The sequence below is a fragment of the Brevibacillus laterosporus genome (assembly GCF_030489605.1).
Taxonomy (GTDB): domain Bacteria; phylum Bacillota; class Bacilli; order Brevibacillales; family Brevibacillaceae; genus Brevibacillus_B; species Brevibacillus_B laterosporus_E.
Map to the genome: position 1 here is coordinate 1 of NZ_JAUKFY010000016.1, position 16,915 is coordinate 16,915.

At 36.3% G+C, this 16,915-nt stretch carries 19 protein-coding genes and 1 pseudogene; 11 read left to right on the plus strand and 9 right to left on the minus strand.

Annotated elements, in window-relative coordinates; translation table 11 throughout:
- Nucleotides 1–205 precede the first annotated feature (205 nt).
- Nucleotides 206–1,271: pseudogene (locus QZ995_RS16365) on the plus strand (IS3 family transposase).
- 124 nt (nucleotides 1,272–1,395) lie between these two features.
- Here QZ995_RS16365 and QZ995_RS16370 read toward each other — a convergent pair.
- Nucleotides 1,396–2,043 (minus strand): tetratricopeptide repeat protein, encoded by a 648-nt coding sequence (locus tag QZ995_RS16370; RefSeq protein WP_301808896.1) that lies wholly within the window; start codon nucleotides 2,041–2,043, stop codon nucleotides 1,396–1,398.
- A 117-nt stretch (nucleotides 2,044–2,160) separates the two neighbouring features.
- Between QZ995_RS16370 and QZ995_RS16375 the strand changes: the two genes are divergently transcribed.
- The 9 genes from QZ995_RS16375 (at nucleotide 2,161) to QZ995_RS16415 (ending at nucleotide 7,469) form a co-directional block, all read left to right on the plus strand.
- The gene (locus QZ995_RS16375) at nucleotides 2,161–2,334 is read left to right on the plus strand and encodes an aspartyl-phosphate phosphatase Spo0E family protein (RefSeq protein ID WP_301808897.1); all 174 of its coding nucleotides are present in this window, start codon (nucleotides 2,161–2,163) and stop codon (nucleotides 2,332–2,334) included.
- Nucleotides 2,335–2,827: 493 nt separating this feature from the next.
- Complete coding sequence (locus QZ995_RS16380; RefSeq protein WP_301808899.1) at nucleotides 2,828–3,103, plus strand: hypothetical protein; 276 nt, start codon at nucleotides 2,828–2,830, stop codon at nucleotides 3,101–3,103.
- 227 nt (nucleotides 3,104–3,330) lie between these two features.
- On the plus strand, nucleotides 3,331–4,959 hold the full coding sequence (locus QZ995_RS16385) for a YcdB/YcdC domain-containing protein (protein WP_301808901.1): 1,629 nt from the start codon (nucleotides 3,331–3,333) through the stop codon (nucleotides 4,957–4,959).
- A 513-nt stretch (nucleotides 4,960–5,472) separates the two neighbouring features.
- Nucleotides 5,473–5,622: a hypothetical protein gene (locus tag QZ995_RS16390; RefSeq protein ID WP_301808903.1), complete on the plus strand. Its 150-nt coding sequence runs from the start codon at nucleotides 5,473–5,475 to the stop codon at nucleotides 5,620–5,622.
- 248 nt (nucleotides 5,623–5,870) lie between these two features.
- Complete coding sequence (locus tag QZ995_RS16395; RefSeq protein ID WP_301808905.1) at nucleotides 5,871–6,137, plus strand: hypothetical protein; 267 nt, start codon at nucleotides 5,871–5,873, stop codon at nucleotides 6,135–6,137.
- 14 nt (nucleotides 6,138–6,151) lie between these two features.
- Nucleotides 6,152–6,625, plus strand: coding sequence for a hypothetical protein (locus QZ995_RS16400; protein WP_301808906.1), 474 nt, complete (start codon nucleotides 6,152–6,154; stop codon nucleotides 6,623–6,625).
- A 296-nt stretch (nucleotides 6,626–6,921) separates the two neighbouring features.
- Nucleotides 6,922–7,053, plus strand: coding sequence for a hypothetical protein (locus QZ995_RS16405; protein WP_301808908.1), 132 nt, complete (start codon nucleotides 6,922–6,924; stop codon nucleotides 7,051–7,053).
- A gap of 32 nt (nucleotides 7,054–7,085) precedes the next feature.
- The gene (locus tag QZ995_RS16410) at nucleotides 7,086–7,268 is read left to right on the plus strand and encodes a hypothetical protein (RefSeq protein WP_301808910.1); all 183 of its coding nucleotides are present in this window, start codon (nucleotides 7,086–7,088) and stop codon (nucleotides 7,266–7,268) included.
- Nucleotides 7,269–7,346: 78 nt separating this feature from the next.
- Nucleotides 7,347–7,469, plus strand: coding sequence for a hypothetical protein (locus QZ995_RS16415; RefSeq protein WP_301808912.1), 123 nt, complete (start codon nucleotides 7,347–7,349; stop codon nucleotides 7,467–7,469).
- Between the two features lie 50 nt (nucleotides 7,470–7,519).
- Here QZ995_RS16415 and QZ995_RS16420 read toward each other — a convergent pair whose 3' ends face one another.
- From QZ995_RS16420 to QZ995_RS16455, 8 genes are all read right to left on the minus strand, one after another.
- Nucleotides 7,520–7,756 (minus strand): helix-turn-helix domain-containing protein, encoded by a 237-nt coding sequence (locus tag QZ995_RS16420; protein ID WP_301808914.1) that lies wholly within the window; start codon nucleotides 7,754–7,756, stop codon nucleotides 7,520–7,522.
- A 189-nt stretch (nucleotides 7,757–7,945) separates the two neighbouring features.
- On the minus strand, nucleotides 7,946–8,368 hold the full coding sequence (locus QZ995_RS16425) for a hypothetical protein (RefSeq protein WP_301808916.1): 423 nt from the start codon (nucleotides 8,366–8,368) through the stop codon (nucleotides 7,946–7,948).
- A 213-nt stretch (nucleotides 8,369–8,581) separates the two neighbouring features.
- Nucleotides 8,582–9,034, minus strand: a complete 453-nt coding sequence (locus QZ995_RS16430) for a hypothetical protein (protein ID WP_301808917.1) — start codon at nucleotides 9,032–9,034, stop codon at nucleotides 8,582–8,584.
- A 324-nt stretch (nucleotides 9,035–9,358) separates the two neighbouring features.
- The gene (locus QZ995_RS16435) at nucleotides 9,359–9,913 is read right to left on the minus strand and encodes a hypothetical protein (RefSeq protein WP_301808919.1); all 555 of its coding nucleotides are present in this window, start codon (nucleotides 9,911–9,913) and stop codon (nucleotides 9,359–9,361) included.
- A 12-nt stretch (nucleotides 9,914–9,925) separates the two neighbouring features.
- Complete coding sequence (locus QZ995_RS16440) at nucleotides 9,926–12,406, minus strand: hypothetical protein (protein WP_301808920.1); 2,481 nt, start codon at nucleotides 12,404–12,406, stop codon at nucleotides 9,926–9,928.
- Nucleotides 12,403–12,762, minus strand: a complete 360-nt coding sequence (locus QZ995_RS16445; RefSeq protein WP_301808922.1) for a hypothetical protein — start codon at nucleotides 12,760–12,762, stop codon at nucleotides 12,403–12,405. Before QZ995_RS16445 ends, QZ995_RS16440 begins: the two co-directional genes overlap by 4 nt.
- Nucleotides 12,740–13,792, minus strand: coding sequence for a hypothetical protein (locus QZ995_RS16450; RefSeq protein WP_301808923.1), 1,053 nt, complete (start codon nucleotides 13,790–13,792; stop codon nucleotides 12,740–12,742). The genes QZ995_RS16445 and QZ995_RS16450 overlap by 23 nt, the downstream gene beginning before the upstream one ends.
- A 674-nt stretch (nucleotides 13,793–14,466) precedes the next feature.
- Entirely contained in the window at nucleotides 14,467–15,918 is a 1,452-nt protein-coding gene (locus QZ995_RS16455; protein ID WP_437124749.1) for a SulP family inorganic anion transporter, read from the minus strand.
- A 155-nt stretch (nucleotides 15,919–16,073) separates the two neighbouring features.
- On the opposite strand from QZ995_RS16455, the gene QZ995_RS16460 reads away from it, so the two are divergent.
- Nucleotides 16,074–16,616 carry a recombinase family protein gene (locus QZ995_RS16460; protein WP_301808925.1) on the plus strand — a complete coding sequence of 181 codons (543 nt, stop codon included), beginning with the start codon at nucleotides 16,074–16,076 and terminating at the stop codon, nucleotides 16,614–16,616.
- Nucleotides 16,617–16,915: the final 299 nt, after the last annotated feature.

Here is a 16,915-nt window from a genome sequence, read left to right on the forward strand (position 1 = left end):
GAAAAAATCCAGTTGAACGGACTTTTACTTAATCTTAGGTTGATGGGCATGTGGCGGTACCCCTAAAAGAAACTTTATTCTATTGACCTGTCCACTTATACTATGTACCTTTAACAGAAAAAATCCTTTTACAGAGAAGTGGACTGACCCCATAACGTGAGACAAATCAAAACACCTTCAAGAGAATGCAACCATGTCGTAAGATATGGAAGTAACCTGGAGGTGTTTTTTCTTTGCTAACGAGAGTGAGTTACCTATGGAAATTAAGATGAAGGCTGTTGAGATGAGATTGGCTGGTATCCCAGTGAAAGAAGTGATGGATCAGCTTTCTATCAAAAACAAAACACAATTTAAAACATGGATGAGATGGTACAGAAATGGCGAAACACATTGTTTTGAGCAGCCTGTATAAACAGTACACGTATGGGAAAGGAGGTGTCACCAAAAGTAGTAGTTCAATGAATGAACGAGATAAAGGGAGAAGTATCTAGCAATTAGCATGCCAGTGGCTCGGAATTTCTTGCTCTACGTACTATCGATGGAGAAAACAATTAGACGTACAGATTCTGAATCCTTTGGTTGCCCATATCCGAAGATTGTGTTAGGAACATCGCTTTCGCTATGGATACCGTAAAATCACTGCACTTTTGCGACGAGTGATGCAAATTAACCATAAGCGAGTGCAACGAATTATGAAAGAAGAAGGATTGCAATGTTGAGTCAAAGTAAAAAAGCGAAAGAGAATCGGACAACCGATACAGGTTGCGGATCATCTTTTGAAACGGGATTTTCAGGCGAATCATCCGCTACAGAAGCTGGTCACAGACATTACTTACCTGCCTTACGGTGGAAAAATGTTGTACTTATCCAATATCATGGACTTATACAATGGCGAGATCATCGCCTACAATATTGGAGACACGCAAGTTACTACCTTAGATACGTTGTAGCAACTTCCACCACTGGAGCAATGTATGTTGCATAGTGATCAAGAGTCCGTCTATATCTCGCCGGCTTATTAATTAGCTGTAAAGGAAAGAGGCATTACCATGAGTATGTCCCAGAAGGGAATACCTGCTGATAATGCCCCGATTGAATCGTTTCACGCCTGCCTCAAGTCGGAAACATTCATCCTCGAAGGGTTAACCTGTACAACGACGGCAATCGTTGAACAGACCGTTCGAGAATATATCTCTTACTATAACTCAATTCGCATTCAAACAAAACTAAACAACCAGTCGCAGATTGATTTCCGCCGACTGGCTGCTTAAACGTGTTAGGTGTTTTGATCCCTGTCCTGCAAACGGGGGTCAGTCATATAACTAGAGATGGGCTTTTATACGATTTTTTTGAGATGAATCATCTCTAAGATATACTTAGTTATACTCTAGGTTTTTAAAGATATTTTTTATAACCAGCAACCACTACTTCTGTAAGGTATATCCCTTTGATGTTCTCATTAATAAATTCATCATAATCAGTTAAATCCATAATTGGTTCCTCTATAGAGTATATTTTAACAACGTTTTGAAGAGCTATCTTAAATTGATGCTTACTTTCGGTTTTATACCCTAGGTCTAATAGAAGCTTTCCTAATTCTACATGATTAAAAACTAAGTTAGGTGCTAAATCAATTGATTTCTGTAAATGGCTTTTATAATTGTTTAGGTCATCAATTTTACAATAATACCATCCTTTTATTAATTCAATGATAGATTGGGTTTCTTTTTCCTTTGGATGTATCGTAGAAAGATGCTCGATGACCCTGATGTCAATACCTCCCAGTCTTGTTTCATGAATATGAGAAAGTATAAACCAAGCTTTATGATTAGTAGGCTCGATAGTTATCGCTTTTTCTAAATAATCTAAGCTTTTGTATACATCAGCAATTGGGGGGCTTAAAACTAAGACAGCACCACGAAGTAGTATATCAATATCAGTGGGATGAAGATGAAGATAGCTATCTATAAAATATTCAATTTGTTCTATCTCATTAACTGGTGATAAATCTAATATGTTATTGAACAGTTCTTGCTTTTCCATGAATATCTCCTTTTCTAAGGGAATTTAATACTGTTTCCCATATTTCGTGTAGAGAACCCCTTAAAACCATCCAGATTCAGTACTTTTCCTTCAGAAACAAAAACTCGAATCTCAGCTATGAAAACAGAAAATTCTCAACCGGAAAATGATTTACAGAAGCTCATTGAAGTTCTACGCCAAGAATTTGCACAATTGTATTACAAAAAAGGCTCGTTCGTACACCCAACCGTACTACAACTGAGCCAACAACTAGATGAGTACATCGTTATCTTACAGAAGCTTAGACGCTAGTTGGTCGATATGAATAAGCTGTACGGGAAACTTTACAGTAGGGGTAATAATTATATAGCCGTTTTTAGCTATTCATAAAAGACCTTCTAGGGGGTTTACAACATGTTAGTATGGGGTGACTCCATCGATACAGTGATCATGCTAGAAGAATTAGAAAAAAACTAAGCAAGTGGTTAGCACATCGATTTAAGACTGAAAAGTAAGTCAGGATGTAGACGTTTTTTTCGAAACAAGAAATAGTAAGCCTAAAAAAACCATAATATGAACCAAATCACGGAAAATATGTTAATATTAGCTTATAAGTATCGTTGGGGAGGATAGTATGAAAAAAAGACCCTTGCTTCATTAGCAACACTTTTGGTATTATCTGTAACAGCTTTTTCGGGGGTAGGGTTATCAGGTGTAAGTGCGAAAAAACATGAAACACCAAATGAAGATTTTGTCTATCTAAATGAGCAACCAGTTAAGACTAATGAGGTTATCTACGCAACTCTTGAAAATCAAGAAGAAACTAGTAAAAAAATATGGTTTGGAAAAACCTTCCGAAACAGCTAAGTTACGATCAATAAGAGTAATTGATACGCCTTCGGAAATGGAACAAAAACAACAGAATGAACACAAAAATAAAGCATTAGCTTTTGGAGGATATCGTTTTGAAAAAGATTCGTCCAAAAATGTAGATGGGTCAGACGAAATTGCTCGACAAAAGTATTTTTGTAATAAAAAAGTCAGGTTCTTCCAAGGCAGAAATCGCTTTATCAGCAAATGAAGATGTAAGTGTAGAACTTAATGCAACCATTTCGAGCAAGCTATAATGATGTGGTATCTGCATGCATAAGTGCAACTATGGCTTTGCCTGCGCCAAAGGCTTGGCAAAGCCAAGTTTTCTAAAAAAAATTCACAAAAAAGTATCGAATGAATGGTAACCATTTCATCTAGAGTTCGTCATTATTATAGAGTTAAAGACCTAGTAACTAATAAAAAAGAGGTGTAAGAATGAAGAAACAAACATGGAACAGAGCCATTTTTATGGTAACCGTGTCGCTCTTGACAACAAGTCTGATCGCGATAGGACCAGAGGTAACTTATGCATCAAAAGGACAAGCTAGTTCACAAACAGCCGTAAAAACAGGTGAAGCCGATTCGAATACCAAATCAAAAGAGCAAAAAGCATTTCCAAAGGAATTGGAAAAGAAGGTTACTGAATTTTTAACCAAATACACTCCCTTAAGCGGATATAAAATAGAAGAAACAGAGTATATAGAAATTAGGGAAGCTTATTGGAGAGTTAAATTAGCAGATTCCAAAACGAAGAATAGTTATGCTGAACTAGGGATCGGTGAGAAATCTGGACAAATCATAAGTTTACTTGTAAAGAATGATGAGTGGGCATCTGATACATACCCGACCGAAAAACTAGCTAGAGAAAAAGCAGATGAGTTTATAAAAATCATTTATGGTAAAGAAGCAGAAAATTATAAGGCAAAAGAAAAAGCGGAAAAAATGGTATTGCATTCAACCACACTGAAATTAAACTATAACCTACATGTGAACGATGTCCCAGCTGGGAAGGGCAGATTAATTGTAAAAGTGAATCAGGAAGGGATGATAACAGAATTTGAGGATGAAGATGGTGAAACAACTATTGATAAGAATTCCTTTCCGAAAGCCGATCAAATAATCAAAAAAGAAGAGGCAGCCAAGAAAATCTGGGAAGCTGCCAAATTGACTCCTACCTATTATTCACAATATGTATTGGGAGCACATACTGATCAAGAAAAAGTCATTCCTTTTCTAACCTATGATGTACATGATGATGTAATTGTTGATGCGAAGAGTGGTAAGGATGAAAGGAAGCATACAGGTGATAAAAAAGTAAGTTTGGCGGGTAAGGGAAAAGAAATGATTGTAAAAAATAAAGAAGAAGCAGAAAAGTTGTTACTAGGAATGGGAATAAAACTAGCTGGATGGAATTATCAGGATGATAAGAATGAAGATTCGAATATCATTTCTTTCATGTGGAAAAAAGGGGCAGATGAATTAATAAGTATTGAAACGGATAAAAAAACAGGCAAGGTGCTAGATTTCACTAAAACCAATTTCCCGGTTTATAACAAAGAGAAAATAAAAATAACAGAAGAAGAGGCACAAAAATTAGCCCTATCCTTCCTAGATAAATATGTTACTGGAACGAAAGAGCTTATTCTAGGCGAAATCTCTAAACCAGGGCTTAATGAGATTCAACTAAAAGGCGCTACCCCTGAGGAAATCAAAGAAATGGAAGAAAAGGCGAAAAATATTTATTCGATTGAGTTCCACATTGTACATCAGGATATTAAAGTAGCAGACCAGATATATCTTGTACAACTGAATGCGGAAACAGGAGAAGTTTTGGGATTCAGTATTCCAAGCTTTGCTACTAGTGACCTACCAGATGGTAAGAAAGCGGCCTCTATCGAAAAGGTTAAGGAAGCCTTCCAAAAAGAATACGAGATTATTCTTTCTTACTTCTGGTATGACGAAGAGGGGAAAGAATTAAAGACTCCTCGGCTTGTTTACCAAATGGAGAAGAAAGATAATGCCTCCTATTTTGATGCGATAAAAGGTGAGTTCGTAACGAATTAATGGAAAAGAGCGTACAGAGAGAGTGTAGTCTCATCTGTACGCTCTTTTTAACACCCTCCCCGCCCCTCCCGCTGTCAGGACTTGCGTTGCCGACTACTTGTTTCGGTCTAGTCTATATAAAGACTAAATAAGGGGAGGAGAAAGTGATAATCAGCTATGTTATATAGCATGGTCACTGTTTACACACATGAAATGGGCGGTTAATGGTTAGTAGTTTGCGGTTGGGAAAAGGCAGCCGTCAAGTAGGTTTCTTGTTTAAACGATTATGTAGGTCCAGATAATTCAAGCGTTCGAACCATGAAATTCGGGTGTTTCTGGCAACCGGATATCTCACATATGGTACAGAATGAATACAGAATCGTACAAAAATGATACAGATTTAAACAAAGTGGATACACTATCATTGACGAAACGATGTTATAGTAATAACAGTAAGAAATAAGAGCTGATTCCACATTATACCCATGGAGTCAGCTTTTTTTATGGAATTTTATTTGGAAAGGAGAATGCCCATTGCAAATGACAACAGAAAAAACAGTAGGAGAAAAGATCATCCAACTGGTGGCCGATGAAACAGAACTGGATCGAGATAAAGCCAAAACGTGTATTCGCTCTTTTGTAGGTGCTGGTCATAAAACAAACGGAGAAACATGGGAATATTGATAGCGTCCTGGTGATCAGCTGCTGTATAAAAAATTTCAAAATAGTAATTACAAGTGGGATACAGCGTATTTTTCAAATGCAAGGGATTACTCCAAAGGTAGGGGATACTGGAGAAAATATAGCACGAACGTATTACGTTTTTTTCAAGATATCAATCTGGCCATTTTTAAAATCACTATCTTTGTTTTTTCAACTTGGATTTGCCTCCGAAGGAGATTTTTTGATTCAAGCCATAGAAAAGGTCAGTGATGAGATTCGGCCTTTTAAAAGTTATGTATATGATAATTTGTTTTGTCTCTCTCTTTTTAAGCTTCATTGTCCTTGTTAAGTACGCGCAAGGTAGAAATGGCGAAGCGTTTAAAGCTATTTTCTTAGCACTTATCACAACGGCAGCCATTTTTATAGCTATTGATAACCTGAATGAGATTATGTCATTTGGTTTAGGACTTGTAGACGGTGTAGTACTTACAGTTCTTGGACTAGTGAACTTTTCACCTGTGCAAGAAGGGGGGTAGCTATCGGCACAGCGATGATGAAATATGCTGTGCCCATCACTATTCATTGTTTTGTTGGTTTGGCAGGCTGCTGTCTTCTTCCTTTTGTCTTTACCCATATTGCTCCCGCCATAATAAGAGGAACCATACAAGGGTTAATAAGAGGAAGTAGATTTGCAGACAGTCCGCGTGCCTACATGCGGCGTGAGGCTACAAAATTCATGGGGAAATCAGAATCAAACATAAATAGCGTGGAATCTCTTCGGCGTTCACGCCGTCCAAGTAGTCAAAACAAGGGTCGTACAAGACATCAAAAAGAAGTGGTTAATCAAAACAATTACGGAAATTTAAAAAAAGAAAAACCAAACGATAAATATACACAAATTGCAAAGAGATTCGAACGAGAGCAAAGTCACGATAGAAGCCAAAATAACCAAAGTCCCAAAATTATGAAAGTTCGCGAGAAAATGCCAAGAAGTATCAAGAACCGGAAAGGAAGAGGAAAATAAAAAGGGATACAATAAGCAGAAACTCACAAAGTTAGAACAGACCATTATCCAGAGGAGAGATAAAGGAGAAAATGTGAAGTGGTTAGTAGCTGTATCCGTGTTGCTTCTTATCGTTGTTTTTGTCATTTCTCGTCAAATGAAAAAGAACCAAGTACAGCTAAGAGTGAATCTATCACAACTATAAAAAGTGTAGAAAGTCAACCAATGCATAAAGATCAACAAGCTCCTATAAAAGAAGTGAAAGTCGTTGCTTTTGAAATATTTGTCCACGATAAGAAAATGCCAAGAAAATGCCTATGAACGATTTAGACCAAGTACAGACAGCCGCTGTAGTCTTTTCTGATTATTTTTTTAATGTAGAACCAGGAATGAAATTGCTGATTGGAGGAAACGAGTTAAAGAAAAAAATGGCCGCTATGATAACTTGATCGGTGTTACACCAGCTTTTGGAGAACGAAAGATGAAAAAATTAGTCTTGTTTCCTGAATATCAAGTAACAACTGCGAATTGCCTGCTGCCTATAACTGCTTATTATGACATGCACTGTACGACAATTGTGCAACAAGCCAATCTCATCATAGAACGTAAAGAAGGAGATCAAGTTGAACGAATCCAGGGAATGACCAAACTAAAAAAACGCTAGATTGGTTGTATAAAACAAGATGAATACGGAATAGAAGTTGACTATCAAAACTTTTAAGGTGAGGAGGGAAATGGTTGTGTGGAAGGCATTGATCCTAGATACCATCTAAGTGAGGACGTACTTATGGCAGAGCCTGATTGGTCGATTCAATACACATGCATTACAAGTGACCCCGGTTGGTCCGATGATCCTGGTTATTAATCCTTTCAAGGCCAACAGCTTGTATAACTCTATTTCTGCCTCAAGGCGCTTTATTTTTTCCGCCGGGGGAAGAGATTTTTCACGAGTCTTCTCTGTTTTTCTTGTTTTCCCCCTAGGCCCTCTAAGCCTTTCAATCCATCATCTCTGTATCTTCTAACCCACCTGCGGAACATTCTTAAATCAAGACCGTATGTTTCTCTAATCTCCCTATAAGTAGTCCCTTGCTCAAAACATTCCACTACATGATGTTTGAATTCAAGAGAATACGTCTTTTTAGCGCTGCTCATAAAAATTCCCCTCCAAGTAAACAGTAAAGGGCTTTCTTCTTACTGTCTACCTAAAGGGGATAATACCAAATAAGATATGGGGGCAATTTAAATCAGGTATACCGTTACATGTTACAATATGTAATCAATTGAAGAACTTCCTCTTCAGAAAGATTTCCAAGTTCAAAAGCTACCATAAACTGATTGGAATCAAAATAAAACGTAAAATGTTCCGAGTAACGTAGAAGCTACTGTTTTTGTATCATCTAAAACTATGGTTAACTTTCCATTAAAAAAGAATGATTGGAAATCAATTGGATCATTAATATATTTGATATTTTTCCAGGCAGAGATATCAAAAACTGGGATGCCAGATTGATCAATATCTTTCTGACTATCTAAGAAAGTGGGACACTCGTAAGATACAGAAGGTAGTAATATTGATGTAATGGAGAGTAATTCACCTGATTCTGAATTAATCCCAATCTCTATAAAAGATTCTTCTGAATCCCCAGTTCTCCAGTATTGAGTAGGAAATACAAATGGAGTTTTCCAGTAAACATTGAACAGAATATAATCATCTAGTTCTAGTGTCTCATGTACTATTTCTTGGATTCCTATTTTTCGTAACATGTATATCCCTCTTTTATCTATATTGCAGTTTTATCAGTGATAGCAGTTACATCTGTAAATTCAGGTGACTAGCATCTTTTGAAAGTTAATTCGTTTATCATACATCTCTGAAGTGACTTCTAAAACCAAAAATAACATACTTGAATTTGACAGATAGTAATATAAAAAAGGACAAAAAGATCGTTTATTCTTTTTGCCCTTTTTAGTTATTTTCTACAATTGGTATTTATTTCCGTTATAGACAATGATCTGTGATTCAAAATCAATCGTTACTGTTTTATTCACTACTTTATCCAGATGCCACCACCATTCCTCAATTGACTCAGAGGAGTTTTCGAAATGATAAATGACTTTCATATGATTATAAATCTCAGATGAGCGGAAAAATAATAGCTTATCATACTTCAATAAAATTCTTTTTTTCTCTTCTGATAATAAGTCTTTTTTTTGATGAAGGCTGCTTCTTACATGAAACCCGTGGAGAAACTCGAAGGGGCTTATTAAAATGCTATCGGTAACTGTATCTAGATAGGTTTCAATATATTTCTCTAATTGTTCAATATTAATCAGCCTCCTTGACTTTTCCTGGTTTTTTATAACCTTATTTGAATTAAAGTAGTTTATTGGATCGTCTTTTTTTGCAAATAGTTTTTTCAAATATTCCAACTTCACCAACTCCAGAGGTTAATTCTGGTTATATTAAGGCGATTACCGATAAATATGTATTATATAATATCGTATTTATCCGGATATTAATAGGCTTTTATTCCTGCTAGAGTTTGTCTAGCTTTAGAAAAATATCCTGTACCTTTTGTATATGTTATACAGCTAATTGACGAGTACATACCAGCAAAAAAGATCGCTCTTCTCCTTACTAAGAGTAGTTAGTTAAGGTAGAGAACGATCTTTTTTTTAAAAGGTTTTTACAAAAAAATAATCATGTACAACAAATTCAGAAGCGACTATAAAATAAAATTTCGTTTTTTAAGCCTAAAAGTGTGCCAAGAAGTATGTTTCTTTCAGTCTTTGAAAGTTTTCACTTGATTCTGCAAGATTGTTATTCAATCTTTCTATCTTTTGAATGAAATCGCCTGTTTTCGTTTTAAGTTCAGAAAGAAATTGAGCTTTATTTATAATCTCATTTTCCCATCCAGCATCATAGATGCCACAAAGAGGAACAGCAGACACGACTACATTGGGAATCCTATCTGTTGCCAGTACGAAATCAATCAATACATTTTCATTCCTATTTTTGAATACAATCCAATTATCAGGTTCCTCTATGGTTTTAATAGCAGCATAACCCTCCTTTTTTAATAATAAAACAGCATCATTTAACAGTTGAAACCAAAGTATAATCCACTCTTGGCATAAGTTGAATTCATGGACCGTAGCATCTTCAGAATAATATCCATATTCCTGCTCATTAAAAGAAAAGAGTATCAACCCTAAGAAATCATCACCGTAATCTTCTAAAAACTCTTCATACGTAAGGGAGGAAATTTCTGATTCAGACAAAGCAAGTTGATAATTTATAATAAACATATTAACTCCTTCCTAATAACCAAAATCTTTTAACGTGTATCTATGTGAACCAAAAGCAGTACCAGGTAATCCTTTACGGATATAAATAGTGATTTTTTCACCTAAATATTCGACATGATGTAGACCATCACCTTTTCCTTTTTTAACAACATCTTCAAAAGCAAACTGTACTGCATCTTCGATCTGTTTGTTTGACCATTCTTTGTTGAAATAACTTCTTGGTTTTTTACTTGTTCCGGAAATAACTATTTCAACTTTCTCACGAGGTAATTTCTTTAAAAGAAAAGGAATTTCATCTTTCGCTTTATTAAAGATATGGCGTGTAGTTATATGTTTAATAAGTTTATTGCTTAATTTACCGGTTTTACTTATTAATTCCCCAGTATTCTTAATAATCTTGCTACCATTTTTTCCTATCAAGGTTCCAAAATACCCTAAGGGCAAAGATGGCTCTGCGAAAGATAGAATAACAGAATCACCTTCGAGCATTAGTTGAGTAAATTCACTATATTTACTATGGCCTAAAGAAGCATCTGTATAAGCGTACCCTAATAATCGGTCGTTTACTTCACCAGCTTCTGATAGATATCCCATATCATAGAGATAAACATCTCTAGCAACATGCAGCCCCCATTTATTGATAACATTTTCATAAGCCATTACAGATACTAAAAATTCATAATCATAATGACCAGTTATTTCACCTTCATAAAATTGAATACTCTTCAGGTAGGTTTGCATACGTGAAATTTTTTCAGACGGTATTCTTTTATTATAAACATCAATGAGCGTATCCCCATCTAACTCGAGATCTTTATTATTTAAAACCATAACATCTGCTTCATACTTAAACATTGGAGCATCGGAAGCATAAAGTGATACCACATATCGACCGTTTTGAGCATGAGTTCCAGCATCTGGTTGATTTACATATCCGTCCCAAAGAAAGAAATAATCTTTATTCGCCTGAAATAAATCTGTCCGAACATCTTTGTAAACTAATTTTCCCTTTGCCTTATTTCGTTTTTCATAAACTTCAAAGACAGTAGTTGTATGAGGGGAGAGATAACGCCATTTAAACGTAACTGGATCTTTTTTACCCGGAATCGAAGTAATTGTCTTGAACATAGGAATTGGAGTTAAATCTTTAACAGCAAATTTTCCTTTGCTACTTCCAATGCTTCGTTTCGTTCGATACTGAGGTTCTTCAGGATTTAATTGTTGCTTTACAAAATAAACGCCGGGATTTTCGGGTATGAATACAGTATCATCACTGCCAGCTACTATTATTTTTAAAATATCCCCGTTTCCATTTTCAATAGTGGCCATTCCTTTTGGAAGAATAATGTTCAGCTGAGATGATTCAGGTAAAATATATCGATAATAATCAATGTCAAATACTGAACTGAGATCAAAGTCATAAATAGCATTGAGAGTACCCAGTGTTGCCTCTTGAGGCGTTGAATCAAAATCCTCTTCAAGAGTAATGCTTCTGCCGGAGCTAGCACCTGTTATTTGAACATAATAGGTTTGGTTTCCTCTCAAAAGAGCTTCCGCTTTTTTATAATGAGAGGATCCAAGCGTAATGTTTTCGGCACTCTCCGTAATTAATGTAGTTAGCTGAGGATCTTCGTATATTTTGATATCAGTGCTATTAACATCAATAGAGTCCGTAAACAGGCGATGTAATCCTGATTTGTTTGTTGTAAATTTGTAATAAAGAGTATCGTTATTTTCTTGGTCTAATGTTTGAGATGAATTAAGTTCAAGCGTATTGTATGTTGGGAGCATACTGGCTGCTTCAGTAATAAGTTCAGCCGGTCCATAGAATGTAATTGGTTCCTCGCTTAAAAGGGTGATCGTTACACGACTATGGGCTGGTAACGCTGTATTGTTAATATAACCCTCATATTCTTGAGTTCTGCCGTCCTTTAAATAACGTATGTAGTTGTAATTTGATTTTTCGCGTTTCCCAAATGGTTTAAGTAACGTATCATGATCAGTGTTATTATAGAGAGTCATGCTTTCACCTTGATGTAAAAGTTTATAGGTGAGAGCTTCCTTCTTAGAATAACGCATGGAAAAGTTATCTTTATTGTAAATGAATGTAGCTGGTTTTTTAGAAATTCTGGTAAATACGATTTTTTCGTTTCGTAAAACCGTTTTTTCTTTTGAATGTGTTCCAACAACCGAACCCCAAAGATACGAAAATGCGTCACTTCTAATGGAACCATCAGACTTGTACATAGCCATATGTACTAGGTTGTCATTCTTTTTAGAAGTATCCGTCCGGATTTTTTGTGCTTTATCAGAGATATTAACAAATTCAATTGTCTCTCCTTCATGCAACACAACACGTTCAAGAGCTGGTTCAGAGCTGTCTGTAGAAGATAAATATCGATAATGGCTGTAAATGGTAATTGGGTTATCTGAAACATTACTAATTAAAGCTCTGCCATTAGGTGATAATTTTGGAGGTGTTGATGTATTCACAAACTCTCTGACAAATTACCTTCGTCATCATAAATTTTATAATCAAATTTATCAGAGGAAGAAACTCGGATTTCTTTCAGACTTAATGGAAAGTCACTCAAATTATCAAAATAATTACTGTCACCCTTTTGCAGTACTTGTTCATAAAAAGGAGGATCAGATTCATCCTCATTGAGGAACTGAAGGGGATGGTAAATGAATGTTACAGGCTCGCTTGTCGAAGGCGATACCACAATCGTTTCCTCAGGACTTATTGAAATGTTCGTTGTATGTTTCAAATTAATAAGACCGGGTTCTCCATTACTTTTGTATTTTACATACTTAAAAGGATTTTTAGATGAAGCATTCGTTTGCAAATGAATTAACTTTACTTATATTGGTAAGAGTCAACGATTCATCCAAAGCTAACTCGGTTCTGTTCAATGCAGGGGTATCACTATGTCTACCTGTTGTTGCATCAAATGGGGCTACAAATCTAATAGAATCACCCGAAATTGTGGTGACAACAACTTTTTCACCCGGTTTTAAAAGCATGCCACTTGCTTGAGGTCCAGACCCCTGAGCTACTAAAGCTTTGATTAAATTATCATCAGAGTCATAAAGGGAAAAATCATATTTAGGAGTGGGACTTTTCGTTCCTCCTTTAGCTTTCACATAAAATTTGAAATCTGAAATGTTTGTAAATGTATAGCTTTCGTTTCCTTCTAATTCAACAGTCCTCAATGCAGGGGTGTTAGGAAATGAGACCTTTACCCCTGTAGGGTATGTAAAGGTTACAGGCTCATCAGTAATGACTGTAGCGATCATTTTACCTTTTACAGTTTTTCCACCTCGAGCATCTTCAAAAAATTCAACAGGTGCACCCTCAGTGTCATACTTTATATATTGGTAAAGGTTATTTTTAGAGCTTGTTGCATTACTTGATATTGTTACAGCTGTATCGCTTTCAAATTCAATTGTTTCTCCTTTATGTACAGTTACTTCCTCTTTTACTGCTGCGATTGCACGTTTGTTACGCTTCTTGTAATCATCAACATTAGCTTCTTCTGCTTCTTCTACTTCTTCTAGTCCTTCTAAAGCAGTATTATCTATACTTGTATCGTTTTCCGGCTCTTTTTCAATAGGACCAGTTGTATCTCTGGAGACTTGCTCCTTTACTTCTATATCCTCGCTGATTTCAGATGATTCAGTGGGGAGAACAAAAGGGGTGTCATCAGGGGAAATATCTTCTTCAGAACCCTGATGTAAGTCCGTAGACTCTTTTTGTGCTTCAGATTTGCTGATGGTTGAAAGTTCTTCTGAAGCAGCAAATGCTTGAAACGGTGTTAATATGGTTTGACTAACCAAGCTGAGTAAAAGTACAAATGTAACTAGTCTAAAATTCAATTTCCAAATCCCTCCAAATGTTAAAGTTCCGTTATATTATAAGATTGTTAAAAATTTAAGTAAACAAAAAAATAATAAAGTAATTCATATAATCGTGAAATATTAATTGTGGTGAACCAATCTTTTTAACTCCATAATCATTTACCGGTGGTGATTTTGGTCTGTTTGATTGCACAAGATTACCTTGTAAACCACCGAATTAATTCAAAAATGTCTTCATCAGTTTCGGATGATTCCCTATCCAATTTGGTTAAAATCGTTTACTCAATTACACCTCAAAGCCCGAAATCATATCCGGTGAGTTTCCGTTTTACTAACACATCTCTAACACGGAAACATGGGTTCAAAGTCTTCCTTATGAGAGAAGCTGTGGAATGCGAGGATATTTGTGAACAAAAGTTCAATGTACATGAGGAGATGCAAAAATTTATGAACCTAAATGGAGTTCTGTACGCCGGTCACACCCTTAGCATGGTGAAAATTTTTTTGGTCAAAACTCCTTAGCGTTCTAAATCCGCGTTTTGCTGGCAGTAACCCAGATAAGTCAGCTACAAACAAGATTTCTACAGAGGATTCTGGAGCCAAAGTTGCAATTCTCGCGGCTTTCTAGGCCGCATGAATTGCATACTTTGAGCGAGTAAAATACGTTGGTACATAATCATTTCTCTTTGTCGTTAGTGAGCTTTTAATTGTGCGTTCGTGTTATGGTAGAGGGCTAATTTATCCATGATTTTTTTACTAGATGTATTGAGTCCGATGATCGTTACATGGTTATTATTTTCACGAAACTTGATGACTACTTTATCTACCGCGCCTACGGCAGAATCGTCCCAAATATGTGCATTCGAGAAATCAATCACAATATCTTTTTCTGCTAACGTAAAGTCGAATGTGTTAACAAAACCCTCTACAGAAGCAAAAAACAATTGACCAGTCACGTCATATTTGATCACGTTGCTTATTTGGTGTTTTTTAACTTCTACTTTCGAGATCTTGGCAACAAAAAAGATTGCGCTAAGAATAACTCCGGCAATAACTCCTTTTGAAAGGTCATGCGTTGCAACAACAATAATCACGGTAGTCAACATGACAATCGCATCTGACTTGGGAGCTTTGCGCAAATAGGAGAAAGATGACCAATCAAATGTGCCAATCGATACCATGATCATAATCCCAACCAGCACAGGCATTGGTATTTGTATAACCAATTCCCCCAATACAAGAATGAGGAATAATAAGAACAGCCCTGCAATCAAAGTGGATAATCTGCCCCGACCTCCCGATTTGACATTGATCACAGACTGGCCAATCATGGCGCATCCAGCCATGCCACCAAAGAAGCCGGTAACTATATTTGCTATACCCTGTCCTCTTGATTCTCGATTTTTATTACTTTCTGTTCCTGTCATATCATCTACAATGGCGGATGTTAGCAACGATTCTAATAATCCAACGACGGCTAAAGCGATTGAGTACGGAAAGATAATTTGCAACGTTTCTATGGTAAACGGAACGTCAGGAATAAAGAAGGAAGGAAGCGTTTGAGTGATCTTACCTAGATCACCAATCGTTCTTAAATCGAAATGTCCCCAAATCGAAGCCGCAGTCAAGACAATAATTGCGATCAAAGGAGCAGGTATTGCTTTGAAAAATCTAGGCACTACATATACAATAATCAAAGTAATCGCGACAAATATATAAGCCGAAGTTGATATCCCAACGAAATGAGGGATCTGCGCCATAAATATTAAAATGGCCAGCGCATTTACAAATCCAATCATGACAGCTCTAGGGATAAATTTCATTAGCTTTGCAATCTTACAAACACCAAACATGAATTGAATGACCCCGGTTAGTATAGTGGCAGCTAATAAATACTGTAAACCATGTTCTTTTACAAGCGGCCCCATTAGTAGGGCCATTGCACCTGTTGCAGCGGAAATCATACCTGGACGCCCGCCAGCAAATGCGATAATGACTGCAATACAAAAAGATGCATACAAACCAACCATAGGATCGACGCCGGCAATAATCGAAAAGGCAATCGCTTCAGGGATGAGGGCTAAAGCAACAACAATTCCTGAGAGTACATAACCTCTGATATTGGAAAACCATTCTCGTTTCATCTGTTCAAACACGTTTACTCTCACTCCTTATTTTATTAATCTTTTTTCCGTGTTGAGCAGATTCATTTTATCACCGGCAAGTCCAAAAAGGAACCATTTTGGAACTTTTTTGTGGTATGCTTTTAATTAGGATTGGGTAGTAAGGAGTGAAAGTAATGTTAATTGGTTACATGAGACCAAATCAAGATGATGTACAGTGTAAAATCCAATATAAGGTTTTGAATGGTTTAAACTGTGATCATCTGCTTACTGAGGAACATTCTTCCCCCAAAAAAAGAATCGTACTAAAAAAAATGATGAGTGAACTGCAAGCAGGTGATACGATTGTTGTTGCTAAATTATTCACGTTTGCTGATTCTACTCGACATCTGGCAGATTTGTTAAATCAGTTAAGTGATAAGCAAGCTTATCTTTTATCTGTTGGAGAAGGGATTGATACTCGAAATTCTACTGGCTATACGTTTCATGACAGCGTAAATTACTTATTGAGCTTTCAAAGAGATGTAATAAGTGAGAATACCAAAAAAGGATTATATGAAGCAAAGCAAAACGGAATAACAGCTGGCCGTCCACGAAAACCTGATGAGAATGTTAAAAGGGCAATTAGTATGTACGAAAGTAAAAAATACAGTCTTGCACAAATCAAAGAAGAAACGGGAATAAGCAAAACTACACTTTATCGTTATTTAGAGAGTTGATCGTAACCGTTCTTGCTATCATCACAGACCAGAAGAGAGACGTAATAGTAAAAGCCGGTGGTTCCTGCTTCAGGAAAAATCGGCTTTTCTAACATATTATTTGAGGATGAATCCACTCTACTTCGCGGGTGGTGACAGCGACATTGGTACTACCCGCATAGAAGGCAAAACAAAACATAAGCAATAGAGGAACTATGGGTTTGATATAACAAGCGCAAATTGCCAGGAGTATTAGAGGGATACGTTATGTAAAAGACCCGGAAAAGGACATTTTTAAAGTCCAATACGATGCAAACGGG

What these genes read in the sequence shown, in the direction of transcription:
- QZ995_RS16420 (WP_301808914.1), bottom strand. Translation starts at nt 7,756, where the DNA reads ATGAGCAGCGCTAAAAAGACGTATTCTCTTGAATTCAAACATCATGTA.
- QZ995_RS16405 (WP_301808908.1), top strand. Translation starts at nt 6,922, where the DNA reads ATGAACGATTTAGACCAAGTACAGACAGCCGCTGTAGTCTTTTCTGAT.
- QZ995_RS16385 (WP_301808901.1), top strand. Translation starts at nt 3,331, where the DNA reads ATGAAGAAACAAACATGGAACAGAGCCATTTTTATGGTAACCGTGTCG.
- QZ995_RS16395 (WP_301808905.1), top strand. Translation starts at nt 5,871, where the DNA reads ATGAGATTCGGCCTTTTAAAAGTTATGTATATGATAATTTGTTTTGTC.
- QZ995_RS16400 (WP_301808906.1), top strand. Translation starts at nt 6,152, where the DNA reads ATGATGAAATATGCTGTGCCCATCACTATTCATTGTTTTGTTGGTTTG.
- QZ995_RS16460 (WP_301808925.1), top strand. Translation starts at nt 16,074, where the DNA reads ATGTTAATTGGTTACATGAGACCAAATCAAGATGATGTACAGTGTAAA.
- QZ995_RS16375 (WP_301808897.1), top strand. Translation starts at nt 2,161, where the DNA reads ATGAAAACAGAAAATTCTCAACCGGAAAATGATTTACAGAAGCTCATT.
- QZ995_RS16410 (WP_301808910.1), top strand. Translation starts at nt 7,086, where the DNA reads ATGAAAAAATTAGTCTTGTTTCCTGAATATCAAGTAACAACTGCGAAT.
- QZ995_RS16435 (WP_301808919.1), bottom strand. Translation starts at nt 9,913, where the DNA reads ATGTTTATTATAAATTATCAACTTGCTTTGTCTGAATCAGAAATTTCC.
- QZ995_RS16455 (WP_437124749.1), bottom strand. Translation starts at nt 15,918, where the DNA reads ATGAAACGAGAATGGTTTTCCAATATCAGAGGTTATGTACTCTCAGGA.
- QZ995_RS16370 (WP_301808896.1), bottom strand. Translation starts at nt 2,043, where the DNA reads ATGGAAAAGCAAGAACTGTTCAATAACATATTAGATTTATCACCAGTT.
- QZ995_RS16425 (WP_301808916.1), bottom strand. Translation starts at nt 8,368, where the DNA reads ATGTTACGAAAAATAGGAATCCAAGAAATAGTACATGAGACACTAGAA.